Raw genomic sequence first — 15,616 nt, 5'->3', positions numbered from 1 at the left:
AATGGAAGAATATTTCTCCAAAATCATTCAAGCAATAGGCGAAGACGTGAATCGGGAAGGTTTGCGGGACACGCCAAAACGTGCCGCGAAAGCCTTTAAATTCCTGAATAACGGTTACGAAAAAACCCTGGAAGAGGTATTGAACGGCGCGATATTTCAAGCCGACACCGAAGACATGGTGATCGTGAAAGACATCGAGCTTTACTCCTTATGCGAGCATCATCTATTACCTTTCATCGGTAAATGCCACATCGGCTACCTGCCTAAAGGCAAAGTCTTGGGCTTGTCCAAGTTGGCACGGATCGTTGATATGTATGGTCGCCGCCTGCAAATTCAGGAACAATTGACTCGGCAGATCGCCAAGGCAGTGGAAACAGCCATCGACGCCCGCGGCGTGGCGGTGGTCATCGAAGCCAAACATCTCTGCATGATGATGCGCGGCGTGGAAAAACAAAACTCGGTGATGACCACGTCGGTGATGCTGGGCATCTTTAGAGAAGAAATCAGCACCCGCTCCGAATTCCTGAACCTGATCAATCGCTGAAAAACATGACCGACACAAGCGCGAAAAAAGTTGGGGTATTGCTGGTCAACCTGGGCTCACCCGCTTCCCCAAAAACCGGCGATGTGCGCCGCTTCCTGCGCGAGTTTCTCGGCGACCCGCGGGTGGTCAATCTGCCAAGACCGCTATGGTGGCTGATTCTGAATCTGTTCGTACTGCCGTTTCGCCCCAAAAAATCGGCGCATGCCTATCAGTCGATCTGGACCGAACAAGGCTCGCCCTTGATCGTATTCACCGAAAAGCTGACCGCCAAGTTGCAAGGTTTTGCGGGCGTCGATGGCACCAATTTAGTCATCGACTGCGCGATGCGCTACGGCAAGCCGGCCTTGCGGGAAAAGCTGCAAAACTTTCAGAAACAAGGTGTCCACGAAATCGTCATCCTGCCTTTGTATCCGCAGTATTCCTCCACCACCACCGCTTCGATTTTCGACGTGGTTGCAGAGGAATTTGTCAGCTGGCGACACATGCCCGGCCTGCATTTCATCAGCGACTTTCATGAACACCCCAGTTACATCGAAGCCTTGGCGCAATCAGTGCGCCAGCATTGGCAAGCCAACGGCCAAGCCGAATTATTACTGCTGTCGTTTCACGGCTTGCCGGCCAAACTGACAGAATGGGGCGACCCATATTTCTATCAATGCCAAACCACGGGCCGCCTGCTCGCCGAGCAGTTGGGACTGAACGACCAACAATGGAAACTGGTGTTTCAATCGCGCTTCGGCAAAGCCGAATGGCTAAAACCCTATTGCGTGGAAGTGTTGCAGGAATTGCCGCAACAAGGCATCAAGAACGTGGACGTGATTTGTCCGGGATTCTCGGTAGACTGTCTGGAAACGCTGGAAGAGATCGCCATCGCCAACCAGGAAGTTTTTCTGGAAGCCGGCGGTGAGACCTATAGCTACATTCCGTGTTTAAACGACAGCGACGCTCATGTCGAGGTGATGCTTGATTTAATCAAAACCGTGCACTAAATAAAGCGCGGCACATAAAAACCGGGGGTAATATGCAACAAAACATCTTACAAAGCTGGAACGACGAATGGCCGGCAGTGCGCACAAGCCAACCCTTGCCTACCGGTGAAGGCGTTATCGATCAGGGCGCGTTTAACACCATTGAAGTGGACGAGCTGTTCGATTACGTTAACTATGCCAGCACCACCGCCGGTAAAACCGTGCTGTATCGTTCGCTCAGCCAACCCCTAGACAATCTGGAGGCGATAGCCGCCAAACAAGCGGCGGTACGGGAAATTCAAGACAATCCGGATGTGCGCGCCAACGTCGAAAACATCGTCGCCAATGCCGCCGCGTCGGAAAACAAACTTTATTTATTATTATTCGGCGAATTTCTCGGCGGTTTCGGCACGGCTCGCGAAGACCATCAAATCGAAGGTTACGGCTACAAACAATATGTGCGTGGTGTGCGCGTGGTTTTGAATTTGGTCGGGGCAATCTACAACTCCGGTAAGCCGCAAAGCCCTTACCTGCAAAGCGTCTTCGAAAAAATCGGCAATTTTTCCCACAGCAACGAGTATTCGCTGATGGTCGGCCCGGTCTATAACAGCGAGAAAGGCCTGCAAAGCAAGGAAGAACGCAAAAACTCGTTCTCCCCTGCCACCATCTTCCGGCCCACCCTGTTCAAACCGATGCTGATTGGCTTGCTGATCGCTGCCATTTGGGGCTTGATGCAGATTTTCCCCACAGATATGTTCCAGGTCACCCGCGACGGTTTGTCGGTGGCTTCGGTGTTTTTCTTGCCTTTGGCCTTGGCTTATATTCCGGTTATTGGCGGTTACGACCGAGACAACTGCATCATTCCGCTACGCAACATCTATAAAAATTCGCAGACGCTCGGTGATATGCTGGATGGTCTGGGCCAACTCGACGAGTTGCTGGCTTTTATCAAATACGCCGAAGATTACGGCAGCGAGATGGTGCTGCCGGAACTTAACGCCAGCGAACGCCATAACATCAGATTGGTGGCCGCGAAAAACCCGGTACTAGGCCAGAAAAACCCAGCTTATGTGGGCAACGATTTTAGTATGGACGACGAACGTCTGGTCTGCGTGACCGGCCCCAACAGCGGCGGCAAAACTGCATTTTGCAAAACCGTCACGCAAATTCAATTGCTGGCGCAGATCGGCTGTTTCGTGCCGGCCCAAGCCGCCAGCTTGAGCGTTGCTGATCGAATTTTCTATCAATGCCCGGAAATCAGTCACCTCGACGACGGCGAAGGCCGTTTTGGTACCGAACTGAAGCGAACCCGCGATATTTTCCTGGCCAGCACCGCTAAAAGCTTGGTCGTGCTTGACGAAATGGCGGAAGGCACTACCTTTGAAGAGAAGATGCAGTCTTCTATCGACGTGCTGGACGGTTTTTACCGCAAAGGCAACAGCACCATTTTAATTACCCATAACCATCAATTAGTAGACGAGTTTGTGAAAAGAAAAATCGCGGTCCCCAAACAAGTGGAATTTGCCGACGACTTGCCGACATTTAAATTGATCGCCGGCATTTCCAGAGTCAGCCACGCCGACCGGGTCGCGAAAAAAATCGGTTTTTCCAAACAAGACATCGATAACTACCTAGCAAAATCATGAAAATAGGCACCCCTGACAGCGTCAGCGCCACCAAAGCTTTATTACTAGGCAGCGGCGAATTAGGCAAAGAAATCGCCATTTCCCTGCAACGCTATGGCGTGGAAGTGATTGCCGTTGATCGTTACGCCGGTGCGCCGGCCATGCAAGTCGCGCACCGCCGCCACGTGATAGATATGACCGATGCAGCGGCGGTAAAAACCCTGATTGCTGCGGAACAGCCGCATTACATCATCCCCGAAATAGAAGCGATTGCCACCGACGCGCTGGCGGAGATTGAAGCACAAGGCCACACCACCATCGTACCCAACGCCAGGGCGATTCAATTGACGATGAACCGCGAGGGCATCCGCGAGCTGGCAGCCGCCGAACTCGGTTTACCGACCTCGAACTACGCATTTGCCGAAACCTTTGAACAACTGAAATCCGCAGTCGATAGCGGCATTGGCTACCCCTGCTTTATCAAGCCGACCATGTCCTCGTCCGGCAAAGGCCAATCCATGGTAAAAAACGCCGATCAGTTGCAGGCCGCCTGGGATTACGCCAAGGCTGGCGGCCGCGCCGACACCGGCAAGGTGATCGTGGAAGCCAAGATCGATTTTGATTTTGAAATCACACTACTTACAGTGCGGGCGCTGGACAGCAACGGCCAAGTACAAACTTATTTCTGCGAGGCTATCGGCCATCGTCAGGAAAACGGCGATTATCGGGAAAGTTGGCAACCGCAGGCAATGAGCGCCAAAGCTATTGCCTTATCTCAGCAAATTGCCGACAAAGTGACTACCGCACTAGGCGGCTTGGGTTTGTTTGGTGTGGAACTGTTTATCGCCGGCGATCAAGTCTGGTTTAGTGAAGTCAGCCCCAGGCCGCACGATACCGGCATGGTCACCATGGCTAGCCAGCGGCAAAGCGAATTTGATTTGCATGCCCGCGCCATCCTTGGCTTGCCGGTCAACACCGTATTGGATAAAACCGCTGCCAGCGCGGTGATTTTGGGCGGCATAGACGCCAAAGCCGTGACCTATCATAATTTGGAAAAAGCCCTGGCTGTTGCCGATACCGACATTCGGCTGTTCGGCAAACCGGAAGCTTTCGTGTCAAGGCGCATGGGCGTAGCGCTCGCCACGGCCGACAATGTCAGCGATGCTCGCGCCAAAGCAGCCCAGGCAGCCAGCCTGATTAGCGTGACTGAATGAGTTCAATCGTTAAAAGGTGACGCAATGAAACCCCTGCTGATTGCCACACTATCGATAGCGCTAATCACCGATGCGGGGGCGGACATTTTCAAATACACCGATCCGAGCGGTCGGGTGTATTACACCGACGAGCCGAAAAAAGGCTTCGATTACCGCTTGATCATCCGCACCCGGCCGCGCACTTACAGCCGCGACCTAAAATTTATGTCGGGCAATAAACTCAAATTTAACGATTTGGTTGCCAAGGCTGCGGCCAAGCATCAAATGGACCCCAAATTGCTGCACGCGGTGATCCAAGCCGAATCAGCCTATAACCCCAACGCAGTGTCGTCAGCCGGCGCGGTGGGTTTGATGCAATTAATGCCGGATACCGCGCGCCGTTACGGCGTCACCGACCGGCGCGATGCCGAGCAGAATGTCGACGGCGGCACCCGTTATTTGAAAGACTTGCTGGCAATGTTCAATTCCAATCTGACGCTGGCGGTAGCCGGTTACAACGCCGGCGAAGGCGCGGTAATGAAATACAATAACAGCGTGCCGCCCTACCCCGAAACCCGCAATTATGTGCAGCACGTCATGGCGCTGTATCGGAAAAGTTAATTGAAAGCTGCTGCCATCAAGCAATTGATTGCCGGCTCGACCGAACTGTTTTCCCTGCCCGATATTTATTTTCAACTCAGCGAGATGATCCGCGATTCGCGCTTTTCGCTGGCCGATATCGGCAAGGTGATCGCCAAGGACCCTGCTTTGAGCGCACGTTTGTTGCGCGTAGTGAATAGTCCTTTCTACGGTTTTCAAGCCAAAATCGACACGATTTCCCGGGCCGTTACCGTGATAGGTATCGACGACTTAAGTAATCTGGTTTTGGCGACCACGGTTGTTGATCGCTTCGGAAAAATCCCCGACGAACTGATAGACATGACTTCGTTCTGGATGCGCAGCATACATTGCGCGGTCATTGCCCATCTGCTGGCAAAAGCCAGCGCCGTGCTGCATACCGAAAGACTGTTTCTAGCCGGTCTATTGCATGACATAGGCTCGCTGCTGCTCAGTCAAAAAATGCCCGAGCAGTATTTAAGAGCATTGCTTGCCGCAAACCATAACCGCGCCTTGTTGGCCGGCTTCGAACAAGAACTGATTGGTTTCACTCATGCAGAGGTTGGTGGGGAATTGCTAAAAACCTGGGGCTTGCCGGAATCCCTCTACGAAACCATAGGCTGCTATCTGAACCCTGCCGATGCCCAAGTGCACAAATTGGACGCGCATTTGCTGCATATGGCGGCGCGCCTGGTCGATAGCGGCCAACAAGCCGATGGTCTGGAGTTAGCCGTTGCGGAGTTTTCTAATCAATCGTTAACGCTGGTGCGTTTAACTCGAGAGCAAATCATCTCGATGATGGAACAAGTCGAAGAGGAATTTTTGCAGATGTTTGAATTACTCGGGCCGAACAAAAAATTTCATTAAACGCTATCGGCTGCCGATCAGAGAATATCGACGCCGAATTTTTCCAACAATGCCACCAGTTTTATCAACGGCAAACCGACCAAGGCATTAGGATCCTCTCCGACAATTTTACTGAATAACGCGATCCCCAAACCTTCGGACTTGAAGCTGCCGGCACAATCGAGGGGCTGATCCAGATCGATGTAGTTTTCAATCTGCGGCGATGTCAGCCTTTTGAAATACACACTACAAACATCCATATCGCTTAAGCTTCGGCCCGTTGCGCTATTCAAAACACAGATGCCGGTATAAAATCGCACGGTCCGGCCGGATTGCTTGGCAAGTTGTTGAATTGCCGCGTCGCGCCCGCCGGGCTTTCCCAATATTTCTTGGTCCAGCACGGCAACCTGATCGGAACCGATTATCAAATGGTTTGAGTATGTTTTGCCGACTTCTTCAGCCTTAGCCAGCGATAATCTGTGTACCAAAGCATCAGGCGATTCGCCCGATTGCGGGCGCTCGTCAATATCGCTGCTGCAACTAAGAAAATCAAGACCCAGCTTTTCCAACAATTGGCGGCGGTATTTCGAACTCGAGGCAAGGACTATGGCGGTCATCGGTAGTTAGTGGTTTGAGTAGGTGTGCGTTTGACGCAACAGTTAGTTATCTGTATGATTGTACAGTTATGTCAGACAAGTTTCCCGACCATATCGATCCCTTATTGTTCGCCGAAAGACGTGGCGCGCTATCCGGGGATATAAAAATCGCTGCGCTCGAGCGCTTGTCTGATAGCGTGATCGATCATGGCGGCAGCGTTAGCGTCAAGATCGAATTTGGTAAGGAAGGCAAACGCATCGTCGTTGCCGGCCATATCGAGGGTGTTGTGGAGCTGGAGTGTCAGTCTTGTTTACAAGCACTGACCTGGCCGCTGGATATCGATTTTAAGTTGGCTGTTGTCTCTTCGCTACAGGAAGCAAAGCAACTAGACGATTGCGAACCGCTATTGCTGGACGGCGACACCCTATCGTTAAACGCCGTGATCGAAGACGAAATCCTGCTGGCATTGCCCGACTACCCTCGGCATGAACACGATTGTCTCGCGCACAACCGTTCGGAAGATGCCGATTACAGCGCAACAGATAGTCAGACTAAGGCTAACAACCCTTTTTCTGTTTTAGCAAAACTTAAAAAAACTGGAGATTGAAATGGCAGTACAAAAGAGCAAAGTATCGCGTTCCAGACGCGGTCAACGTCGTTCACACGATGCATTAGTCGGCAAAACCCTGGCTCAGGATCCATTGACCGGCGAAACCCATCTGCGTCACCACATGACGCCGGACGGTTTCTTCAAAGGCCGTCAAATCATTGCGGGCAACGACGAAGATTAATCGTTTTAAACTGCCATAGGCCGACTCGCAGCCCATTCGCAAGGCGAGTCGAGCAGCCCTCAGTCCAAGACCGGCCGCAAGTATCGCGTTTTCCAGCGCAATCGTCAGCACGACGGGCAGTAATATTTGATTTATTGATAGTCTCTGGGTAAGCCAACGCGTCGCTGGACAGCTGTTGGCTCCTTTCAACTACTGGAGTTAGTCCTAAGCGTGAGCTCAACTCTCTCAATTGATGCCATGGGCGGGGATTTCGGTCCTCAAGTTACCGTTCCTGCCTCACTGGCCTGTTTAAGAAAAAATCCGGACTTAAATCTGATCATGGTTGGCGATGAAGCGGTTCTTGGTAACCTGCTATCCCAAGCACTGGTCGAATTTAAAGGTCGGATCAGTATTCAACACGCCTCGCAAGTTGTCGAAATGGACGAAGCGCCGCAAAAAGCCTTGAAGAACAAAAAAGATTCTTCCATGCGCGTAGCGATTAATCTGGTCCAGGAAGGCAAAGCCGACGCATGCGTCAGCGCCGGTAACACCGGAGCGCTGATGGCGACTGCCCGTTTTGTGCTGAAAATGATACCCGGCATCGAACGCCCGGCGATCATTTCCACGCTGCCGTCTACTTTCGGCCACACCCACATGCTGGATTTAGGCGCCAATGTCGATTCCAGTGCCGAACATCTGTACCAATTTGCCGTCATGGGCGAAGAAGTGGTCAAGGCCGTGGAAAACATCGAGCGTCCGCGTATCGGCTTGCTGAACATCGGCGAAGAAGACATGAAAGGCAACGAACAGGTCAAAGCCGCCGCGAAATTACTGGAAAATTCCGGGCTGAATTATATCGGCTATGTGGAAGGCAACTCCATCAATGCCGGTAGCGTCAAAGTCGATTTGATCGTCGCCGACGGTTTCGTCGGTAACGTGGCCCTGAAATCGATAGAAGGCGCAGCAAAAATGATAGGCGGCAAGCTGAAAGACAGTTTTTCGCAAAACTGGCTGACCAAATTAGCCGGCCTGATTGCCTACCCCGTTCTGAAACGCTTCAAAGACAGCATAGACCCGCGCCTCTATAACGGCGCCAGTTTCATCGGCCTGCGCGGCCTGGTTATCAAAAGCCACGGCGGCGCCGACGCACTGGCTTTCGAAACCGCCATCCATTTGGCGGAAGTGGAAGTCGCGCAGGGCGTTATTCGTAAAATCAGCGAAAAACTAGAACTCGCGCTGACCCAAAAGGTTGATGAATGACACGCTGGACTCATGTTATCGGTACGGGCGGCTATCTGCCCGAAACCATACGCACCAATGACGATATTTCCGCCACGGTGGACACATCCGACAGCTGGATCTACGAAAGAACCGGCATCAAAAGCCGCCGCATAGCCGGCCCCGACGAAACCGCTTCCAGCATGGCGGAAATCGCCGCCAGACAAGCTATTGAGGCGGCCGGAATTGCTGTTGACGACATCGATATGATCATCGTCGCCACCGGCACGCCGGATCGCGTCTATCCCAGCACCGCCTGCCTGTTGCAGGAACGCTTGGGCATCAAGCAATGTGTCGGTTTCGATATTCAGGCCGCTTGCTCCGGTTCGGTTTACGGGCTGAGCATCGCCGATCAATACCTGAAAACCGGTTTTGCCAAAAATGTGTTGGTGGTGGGCACAGAAATTTGTTCCCGTATCGTCGATTGGACCGACCGCGGTACCTGTATTCTGTTCGGCGACGGTGCCGGCGCAATTTTGCTGACCGCCAGCGATAAACCGGGCATCTTGTCCACGCATATTCATTCCGACGGCGGCTACGAAGATTTATTGTATTGCCCCAATCCGCAGGTAGCGGCAGTCGCCAAACAAAACGAGCCAGCTTACATCAGCATGCGCGGCAACGAAGTATTCAAGGTCGCGGTCAACACGCTGGGGCGGATTGTCGATGAAACCCTGGAAGCCAACGGCTTACAGCAAAGCAATATCGATTGGCTAGTGCCGCATCAAGCCAACATGCGCATCATCGCCGCCACCGCCAAAAAGTTGGGCATGTCCATGGACCAAGTAATTCTTACCTTGGAAAACCAAGGCAACACCTCCTCCGCCTCCGTATTGTTGGCATTTAACGAAGGCGTGCGCGACGGCCGTATTCAACGCGGACAAACCGTATTAATGGAAGCTTTTGGGGCCGGATTCACCTGGGGTTCCGCATTAATCAGGTACTAAACATGACGACGATAGAACAAAGTTACAATCTGGCATTCGTATTTCCCGGACAAGGCTCGCAAGCCGTCGGCATGCTGGGCACGCTGGCCGCCGCCAATCCGCTGGTCAAGCAAACTTTCGAGCAAGCCTCCGACGTGCTGGGGTTCGATCTGTGGAATATGGTCGCCAACGGCCCGGACACCGACTTGAACCAAACCCACAACACCCAGCCGGCGATGCTGGCGGCCGGCGTTGCAGTATGGCGAGCCTGGTGCGAAAAAACCGACATCAAACCCGCCTGGATGGCTGGCCACAGCTTGGGCGAATACACTGCCCTGGTCTGCTCCGGCGCGCTGGGCTATGAAGACGCCATTCGCCTGGTGGCCGAGCGCGGCCGACTGATGCAGGAAGCCGTACCAGCCGGAGAAGGCGCGATGGCAGCTATTCTGGGCCTGGAAGATCATCAAGTCGTTAACACCTGCGCCGAAGTTGCCAATGGCGAAATCGTTGCTGCAGCCAATTTCAATGCCCCAGGTCAAGTTGTGATTGCCGGCGAAACCGCTGCGGTGGAACGCGCAATGGAAGCCTTGAAAGCACTGGGCGCCAAACGCGCCTTAAAGTTGCCGGTTAGTGTGCCGTCCCACTGCGCACTGATGGAAGCCGCATCCGACAAGCTCAACGAAATACTGCAAAGCCTTAACGTCGAGATGCCGAATAGCACTTTGATCCACAATGCCGACGTCAAATCGCACGGTTCGCCGGAAGTAATTCGCTATGCATTAAAAGAACAATTGTTCAAACCGGTACGTTGGGTTGAAAGCGTCAAATTCATGCACGAACAAGGGGTCACCGCCTTTGTCGAATGCGGACCCGGCAAAGTATTAGTCGGCTTGAACAAACGCATCGCGCCGGATGCCGCGCATTACACACTATACGACCCCGAAACCATCAACAACGTTGTGGAGCAACTCCGTGGATAAAAAACTCGCCATTGTTACCGGCGCCAGCCGCGGCATAGGCCGGGCCATTGCCGAAAAATTAGTCGCCGACGGATTTTTTGTCGTCGGTACCGCCACCTCCGATAGCGGCGCCGACGCTATTTCCAGCTACCTGGGCGAAAACGGCAAAGGTTATAGACTCAATGTCGCCGATTCCGCCGACATTGAAAGCTTTATCAAAACCACCGGCGATGCCTACGGCACCCCGGCAGTCCTGGTCAACAACGCCGGCATCACCCGCGACAACCTGTTGATGCGGATGAAAGACGAAGAATGGGACGACATTATCAACACCAACCTGACCTCGATCTTCCGGATGAGCAAAGCGGTATTGCGCGCCATGATGAAAGTCCGTTACGGCCGCATCATCAATATTTCCTCTGTCGTCGGTTCCACCGGCAACGCCGGCCAAGCCAACTATGCGGCAGCCAAGGCCGGCATGATCGGCTTTGCTAAATCCATGGCCAAAGAAGTCGGTTCACGCGGCATCACCGTCAACACCGTTTCCCCCGGCTTTATCGACACCGATATGACCAAGGAATTGTCGGAAGACATCAAGAATGCTCTGCTGGGCTCGATTGCGCTGGGCCGCCTCGGTCAGCCGGAAGAAATCGCCCATGCCGTATCTTTCCTGGCCTCCGAGCAAGCCTCCTACATCACCGGCGAAACCTTGCATGTGAATGGCGGCATGTACATGCCTTAAAGGCGACAACGTTTCTCCATACCCCAAAAAGGCCGGCAACCCATAAGGTTACCGGCCTTTTTTTGGCTTTGAACTAAGCGCGCTGCAACACCATCGCCACCGCCGCCGCTCGCGTGGAAACACCGAGCTTTTCGAAGATATGTTCCAGATGTTTGTTCACCGTTCTGGGACTGGTGGTGAGGATGATACCGATCTCCTTATTGGTTTTGCCGCGGGCAATCCACATCAAAATCTCGGCCTCGCGAAACGTCAGCTTCAGTTTGTCGCGCAAGGTTTCCGGCGTCCATTGCGCGTCTTCCCGTTGCAACAGCAGGAGATATTCATCAGGATTCTGGCAAGCACTCACTCTAAGCGTAAACCCCGGTGCCAGGCGATGAGCGTCGGATTCGGTTTCCGCGTCATTCCGCCCGCTTTGCCGCAACCAACGCTGAAACCAGCCGTGCAGCGACTCCGGCAGCATGTCATCCGCAGCCTGTGGCATCCCCTGCAATTCGGAAAAATCCGCTAACCATTCTCTGGCCGCCGGCGTTAGCCAAACAATACCGCCCGCCGCATCGACCGCCACTGCGGCAAATTCGTGATGATCCAGCAAACTCTCGGCCCGCCGTAAATTGCGGGATTGGGTCAGATGCACTTCGATACGCGCCAACACCTCTGCCGGCCGAATCGGTTTGACAATGTAGTCCAGTGCTCCCTCGCCAAAGCCGCGCAATAAATCGTCCAACTCGCTCAAGCCGGTCATGAACAATACCGGAATCGGCGCGGTCGCCGGATCGGCTTTTAGGCGGCTACAAGTCTCGAAGCCGTCGATGCCCGGCATCATCACGTCCAGCAAAATAATGTCGGGCTTAACGTATTGAATCTGCTCGATGGCCGAACAACCGTCGGTAGCCACCAATACCCGGTAATTGGCTTCGGACAGCGTATCGGATAACAAAGCCAGATTGCCGGGCGTATCATCGACTATCAATACAGTGCCATTGCTCGCGGATACTTCCATCATCGGGACACCTCCTGTTTGTGCATATTCAACAATTTTCTGATTTCGCCTACCCGAAATTGGTTGGCCAAAGCCGTCAGCTTGGCAAAAAATGCGCTATAGCGCGGCTCGGTTTGATTGAGTTGTGCCAGCACTTTCTTCAATTCCAACAAGTCGCCTATCCTGACGCATTCCACGCAGACTTGTATTAATTCCGGCGGCGGCACCAGCATTGGCTCGCTCGCTTTCTCGGGAACCGCTTGCACGCCATCGTCTTGATAAACCCAGGTCAGCGACAAATACAGCTTCAGCTTGCTGATCAGCTGCGGGACTTGAATCGGCTTGGACAGAAAATCGTTGCACCCCGCATTTAACACCGCCAACCGATCACCGGGATAGGCATTGGCGCTCAGTACCAGAATCGGCATCTGTAAACCAAGCTCGCGCAGACGCATCGCGGTTTCGATACCGTCTATGCCGCTCATGGAAATATCCAGCAGAATCAGATCCGGCTGCTGTTCCGCCACCTTGTCCAAGCAAGCCTCCCCGGAATCCGCCTCTTCCAGATAAAAGCCCAACGGCTCCAGCAAGGACAACAATAACTCCCGATGTTCGCGCTGGTCGTCCACCACCATGATCCGCCGGCGCGCACCTTGATAGCCGATGATGGGTGCGTGGGGTTCCGCTTCATTTTCCACCCCCAGACTCGGCAATAACAGCCTTACGCTAAACGTGGAACCCTCACCCACTCGGCTTTGCACCGTCAATTCGCCGCCCATTACCTCGGTTAGGATTTTACTGATGGTCAGCCCCAAACCGCTACCCGACACCGCATTGCCGGTCGGCGTATCCAACCGTGTGAACGGTTGAAAGATATTTTGCAATTGCTGCTCGTCAATGCCGCTGCCGGTATCGGACACCTGAAAGCTGGCCACCCCGCTGCTGTAACCGATCCGAAATACGATGCCGCCCTGGCTGGTGAACTTGACGGCATTGCCGAGCAGGTTCATCAATATCTGCCCTACCCGTTTTTCATCACCGCGTATCCGCTGCGGCAACACGGTGGTCAGCTGACAATTAAAACTCAAGCCCTTGTCTTCGGCTTGCGCTTTGAAGACATGCACCAGATGTTCGATAAAGCCCGGAAAATCGATAGGCTGATATTTAAAATCGAATTTGCGCGCCTCGATCCGGGCAATATCCAGAATGTCCTCGATCAACGCACTCAAGTGTTCGCCGCTACGCTTTAAGGTATCGACCGCTTGCCGGCGGTTTTCCGGGATATTCGGGTCCTGATTTAAAATGTGCGCATAGCCGACGATGCTGTTCAGCGGCGAACGAATCTCGTGACTCATATTGCTCAAGAAACGACTCTTGGCCTGATTGGCGGCATCCGCCATGCGCCGCGCCTGCTGCAACTTCAGATCGGTTTGTTTGTGTTGCTCGATTTCCTGCAACAACAATTGGGTCTGTTTGGCGGTTTCTTCATGCGCCACCCGTCGGCTCTCGGCATTCAAAATCAGCCACCAGGTACACAACCCAATAAACACCAGCAAGGACGCATATATCTTCAGGAAGTTGTTGATCAACAAGCCAAAGGCCGGTTGATTATGCTGGACGCTCAATAAATCCTGGTAATAAATGATGCTGATAAAAATCCCGGTCAGGATGGTCAAAAAACCAAACAGCAGTCCAAAACGCAACAAGCGCAAACGCGCAGTTATGCCGATAAAATCCGGCATCAACGCCTTAGCCAAACTCTCCAGATAGTCATCAAAACGAAAACCCGGCTTGCAGGCATCCAAACAGCGCGCGTCCAGCGTGCAACACAGCGAGCAAATACTGCCGGCATAGGCCGGACAATAGGCCATGTCATCGTGCTCGAATTCGTTCTCGCAAATCGAGCATTTGTCGTGCGACTTACGATTGTGCTTTTTCCGGTCGCGCGCCAGATAATGTTTACCGCCGCAACAATACGCGATGATCGGCACCAGTAAAAAGGCTAAACCCAAAGCAATAAATGCCGAAAAAGCCTTGGGCCATTCGCCGAACAGCCCGACATAAGCCAGAATGGATACCACCGACGCCACAAACGTCGCAACCATCCCCACCGGATTCAGATCGGACAAATAGGCGCGTTTGAATTCGATTTCCTTCGGGCTCAGTCCCAAGGGCTTGTTGATCATCAACTCCGCCGCCACCGCGCTGATCCAGGCAATCGACATATTCGAAAACAAACCCAACACCTTTTCCAGCGCGCCGAATACGCCAAACTCCATCAACAACAAGGCGATGAGCACGTTAAACAACAACCACACCACCCGGCCCGGATGGCTATGCGTCAACCTTGAGAAAAAATTCGACCAGGCCAGCGAACCGGCATAAGCATTGGTGACGTTAATCTTGATCTGGCTGAGAACCACGAACAAGGTCGTGGTCGCCAAAGCCCATTGCGGATTCTCGAACAACTCGTTATAGGCCACCAGATACATTTGCGTCGGCTCGTGCGCATGCTGCGGGCTGATACCGTGCCGAATCGCCAGATGCGCCAGCAAGGCGCCGGCAATTTGCCGAACCACGCCAAACACGATCCAGCCCGGACCAGCCGCCAGCATCGCCGCCCACCATTTGAATTTATTGGCCTTGGTCTTATCCGGCATGAAGCGCAGAAAATCCACCTGCTCGCCGATTTGCGCGACCATCGAAAACGCTACGGTGCTTGCGGTGCCGAACAACAGCCAATCGAAGCCTTCGCCACTGCCGGCAATCCAGAAGTAAGTTTTTAAAGTCATCAGCGCTTCCGGCTCGGCATGGGCCACAGCGATGTAAGGCGCAATCAACAGCACCAGCCAGATCGGCTGGGTCCATAACTGCATCCTGCTGATGGTGGTAATCCCAAACGTCACCAGCGGCACCACGATCACCGCACTGACCACATGCGCGACGGCCAGCGGAATCTGGAAATACAATTCAATCGCCAGCGACATGATCGAAGCCTCCAGCGCAAATAGCGTGAAGGTAAACGAGGCGTAAATCAGCGAGGTAACGGTAGAGCCGATGTAACCGAAACCGGCGGCACGGGTCAGCAAATCAATGTCGATGTGGTAACGGGCCGCGTAATAACTGATCGGCAAGCTGGTGATGAAAATCACGATGCCGACGATCAGAATCGCCCAACAGGCATTAGTAAAACCGTAATTGATGGACAAAAAGCCGCCGATCGCTTCCAGCACCAGAAACGAGGTGGAGCCGAAGGCGGTGTTGGCGACCTGGAACTCCGACCATTTCCTGAAGCTGCGCGGTGCATAGCGGAGCGCGTAGTCTTCCAGGGTTTCGTTGGCGACCAACAGGTTGTAGTCGCGGCGGATTTTGGTGATGTTTTGGTGAATTGGCTTCATGTTGTTGTGTCGCTGCCGCGACGGGTGTTTTTGAAGTCGGGTCTCGGCCCGACGGCCGAAATACTTTCTTTTGCGTGGTCAAAAGAAAGTATTCAAAGAAAAAGCCACCCGAATGCCGCTTAGCTCACTCGGCACATCCATGTGCTTCGCCCTACGGGTTCAATGCATGCAAA

Annotated in this window: 15 protein-coding genes; 12 read left to right on the top strand and 3 right to left on the bottom strand. The window is 53.3% G+C overall.

Annotation, left to right across the window (positions count from 1 at the left end):
- Position 1: 1 nt before the first annotated feature.
- Genes folE through NP589_RS08015 form a run of 6 tightly spaced genes read left to right on the top strand, consistent with a single transcriptional unit; the run spans position 2 to position 5,815 of the window.
- A complete protein-coding gene (folE, locus tag NP589_RS08040; protein ID WP_064010416.1) occupies positions 2–544 on the top strand; it encodes a GTP cyclohydrolase I FolE in 543 nt (180 codons plus the stop codon).
- A gap of 5 nt (positions 545–549) precedes the next feature.
- The gene (gene hemH / locus NP589_RS08035; RefSeq protein WP_256606510.1) at positions 550–1,533 is read left to right on the top strand and encodes a ferrochelatase; all 984 of its coding nucleotides are present in this window, start codon (positions 550–552) and stop codon (positions 1,531–1,533) included.
- A 32-nt stretch (positions 1,534–1,565) separates the two neighbouring features.
- On the top strand, positions 1,566–3,158 hold the full coding sequence (locus tag NP589_RS08030; RefSeq protein ID WP_256606509.1) for a MutS-related protein: 1,593 nt from the start codon (positions 1,566–1,568) through the stop codon (positions 3,156–3,158).
- Positions 3,155–4,351, top strand: a complete 1,197-nt coding sequence (gene purT / locus NP589_RS08025; protein ID WP_256606508.1) for a formate-dependent phosphoribosylglycinamide formyltransferase — start codon at positions 3,155–3,157, stop codon at positions 4,349–4,351. Before NP589_RS08030 ends, purT begins: the two co-directional genes overlap by 4 nt.
- A 24-nt stretch (positions 4,352–4,375) precedes the next feature.
- Positions 4,376–4,951: a lytic transglycosylase domain-containing protein gene (locus NP589_RS08020; protein WP_064038109.1), complete on the top strand. Its 576-nt coding sequence runs from the start codon at positions 4,376–4,378 to the stop codon at positions 4,949–4,951.
- Complete coding sequence (locus tag NP589_RS08015) at positions 4,952–5,815, top strand: HDOD domain-containing protein (RefSeq protein ID WP_256606507.1); 864 nt, start codon at positions 4,952–4,954, stop codon at positions 5,813–5,815.
- A 17-nt stretch (positions 5,816–5,832) separates the two neighbouring features.
- Here the strand turns inward: NP589_RS08015 and NP589_RS08010 are convergent, their stop codons facing one another.
- Complete coding sequence (locus NP589_RS08010; RefSeq protein WP_256606506.1) at positions 5,833–6,411, bottom strand: Maf family protein; 579 nt, start codon at positions 6,409–6,411, stop codon at positions 5,833–5,835.
- A 68-nt stretch (positions 6,412–6,479) separates the two neighbouring features.
- On the opposite strand from NP589_RS08010, the gene NP589_RS08005 reads away from it, so the two are divergent.
- The 6 genes from NP589_RS08005 to fabG all read left to right on the top strand — a co-directional run bounded on the left by NP589_RS08005 (position 6,480) and on the right by fabG (position 11,066).
- Positions 6,480–6,998 carry a YceD family protein gene (locus NP589_RS08005; RefSeq protein WP_256606505.1) on the top strand — a complete coding sequence of 173 codons (519 nt, stop codon included), beginning with the start codon at positions 6,480–6,482 and terminating at the stop codon, positions 6,996–6,998.
- Between the two features lies 1 nt (position 6,999).
- Entirely contained in the window at positions 7,000–7,182 is a 183-nt protein-coding gene (gene rpmF / locus NP589_RS08000; protein ID WP_020482631.1) for a 50S ribosomal protein L32, read from the top strand.
- 210 nt (positions 7,183–7,392) lie between these two features.
- Complete coding sequence (gene plsX, locus NP589_RS07995; protein ID WP_082880175.1) at positions 7,393–8,421, top strand: phosphate acyltransferase PlsX; 1,029 nt, start codon at positions 7,393–7,395, stop codon at positions 8,419–8,421.
- Positions 8,418–9,386, top strand: coding sequence for a beta-ketoacyl-ACP synthase III (locus tag NP589_RS07990; RefSeq protein ID WP_256606504.1), 969 nt, complete (start codon positions 8,418–8,420; stop codon positions 9,384–9,386). The genes plsX and NP589_RS07990 overlap by 4 nt, the downstream gene beginning before the upstream one ends.
- 2 nt (positions 9,387–9,388) lie before the next feature.
- Positions 9,389–10,345, top strand: a complete 957-nt coding sequence (gene fabD, locus NP589_RS07985) for an ACP S-malonyltransferase (protein WP_256606503.1) — start codon at positions 9,389–9,391, stop codon at positions 10,343–10,345.
- Positions 10,338–11,066 carry a 3-oxoacyl-ACP reductase FabG gene (gene fabG / locus NP589_RS07980; protein WP_443190078.1) on the top strand — a complete coding sequence of 243 codons (729 nt, stop codon included), beginning with the start codon at positions 10,338–10,340 and terminating at the stop codon, positions 11,064–11,066. The genes fabD and fabG overlap by 8 nt, the downstream gene beginning before the upstream one ends.
- A 73-nt stretch (positions 11,067–11,139) precedes the next feature.
- On the opposite strand, the gene NP589_RS07975 is transcribed toward fabG, so the two are convergent.
- Both NP589_RS07975 and NP589_RS07970 read right to left on the bottom strand, forming a co-directional pair.
- Entirely contained in the window at positions 11,140–12,069 is a 930-nt protein-coding gene (locus NP589_RS07975; protein ID WP_256606501.1) for a response regulator transcription factor, read from the bottom strand.
- Positions 12,066–15,443 carry a hybrid sensor histidine kinase/response regulator gene (locus tag NP589_RS07970; protein WP_256606500.1) on the bottom strand — a complete coding sequence of 1,126 codons (3,378 nt, stop codon included), beginning with the start codon at positions 15,441–15,443 and terminating at the stop codon, positions 12,066–12,068. The genes NP589_RS07975 and NP589_RS07970 overlap by 4 nt, the downstream gene beginning before the upstream one ends.
- Positions 15,444–15,616 lie beyond the last annotated feature (173 nt).

Origin of the sequence: Methylomonas rosea (assembly GCF_024505055.1) — a bacterium.
Lineage (GTDB): Bacteria > Pseudomonadota > Gammaproteobacteria > Methylococcales > Methylomonadaceae > Methylomonas > Methylomonas rosea.
Note: the sequence above shows the minus strand (reverse complement) of the source record. Positions and strands in the feature narration are given on the sequence as shown.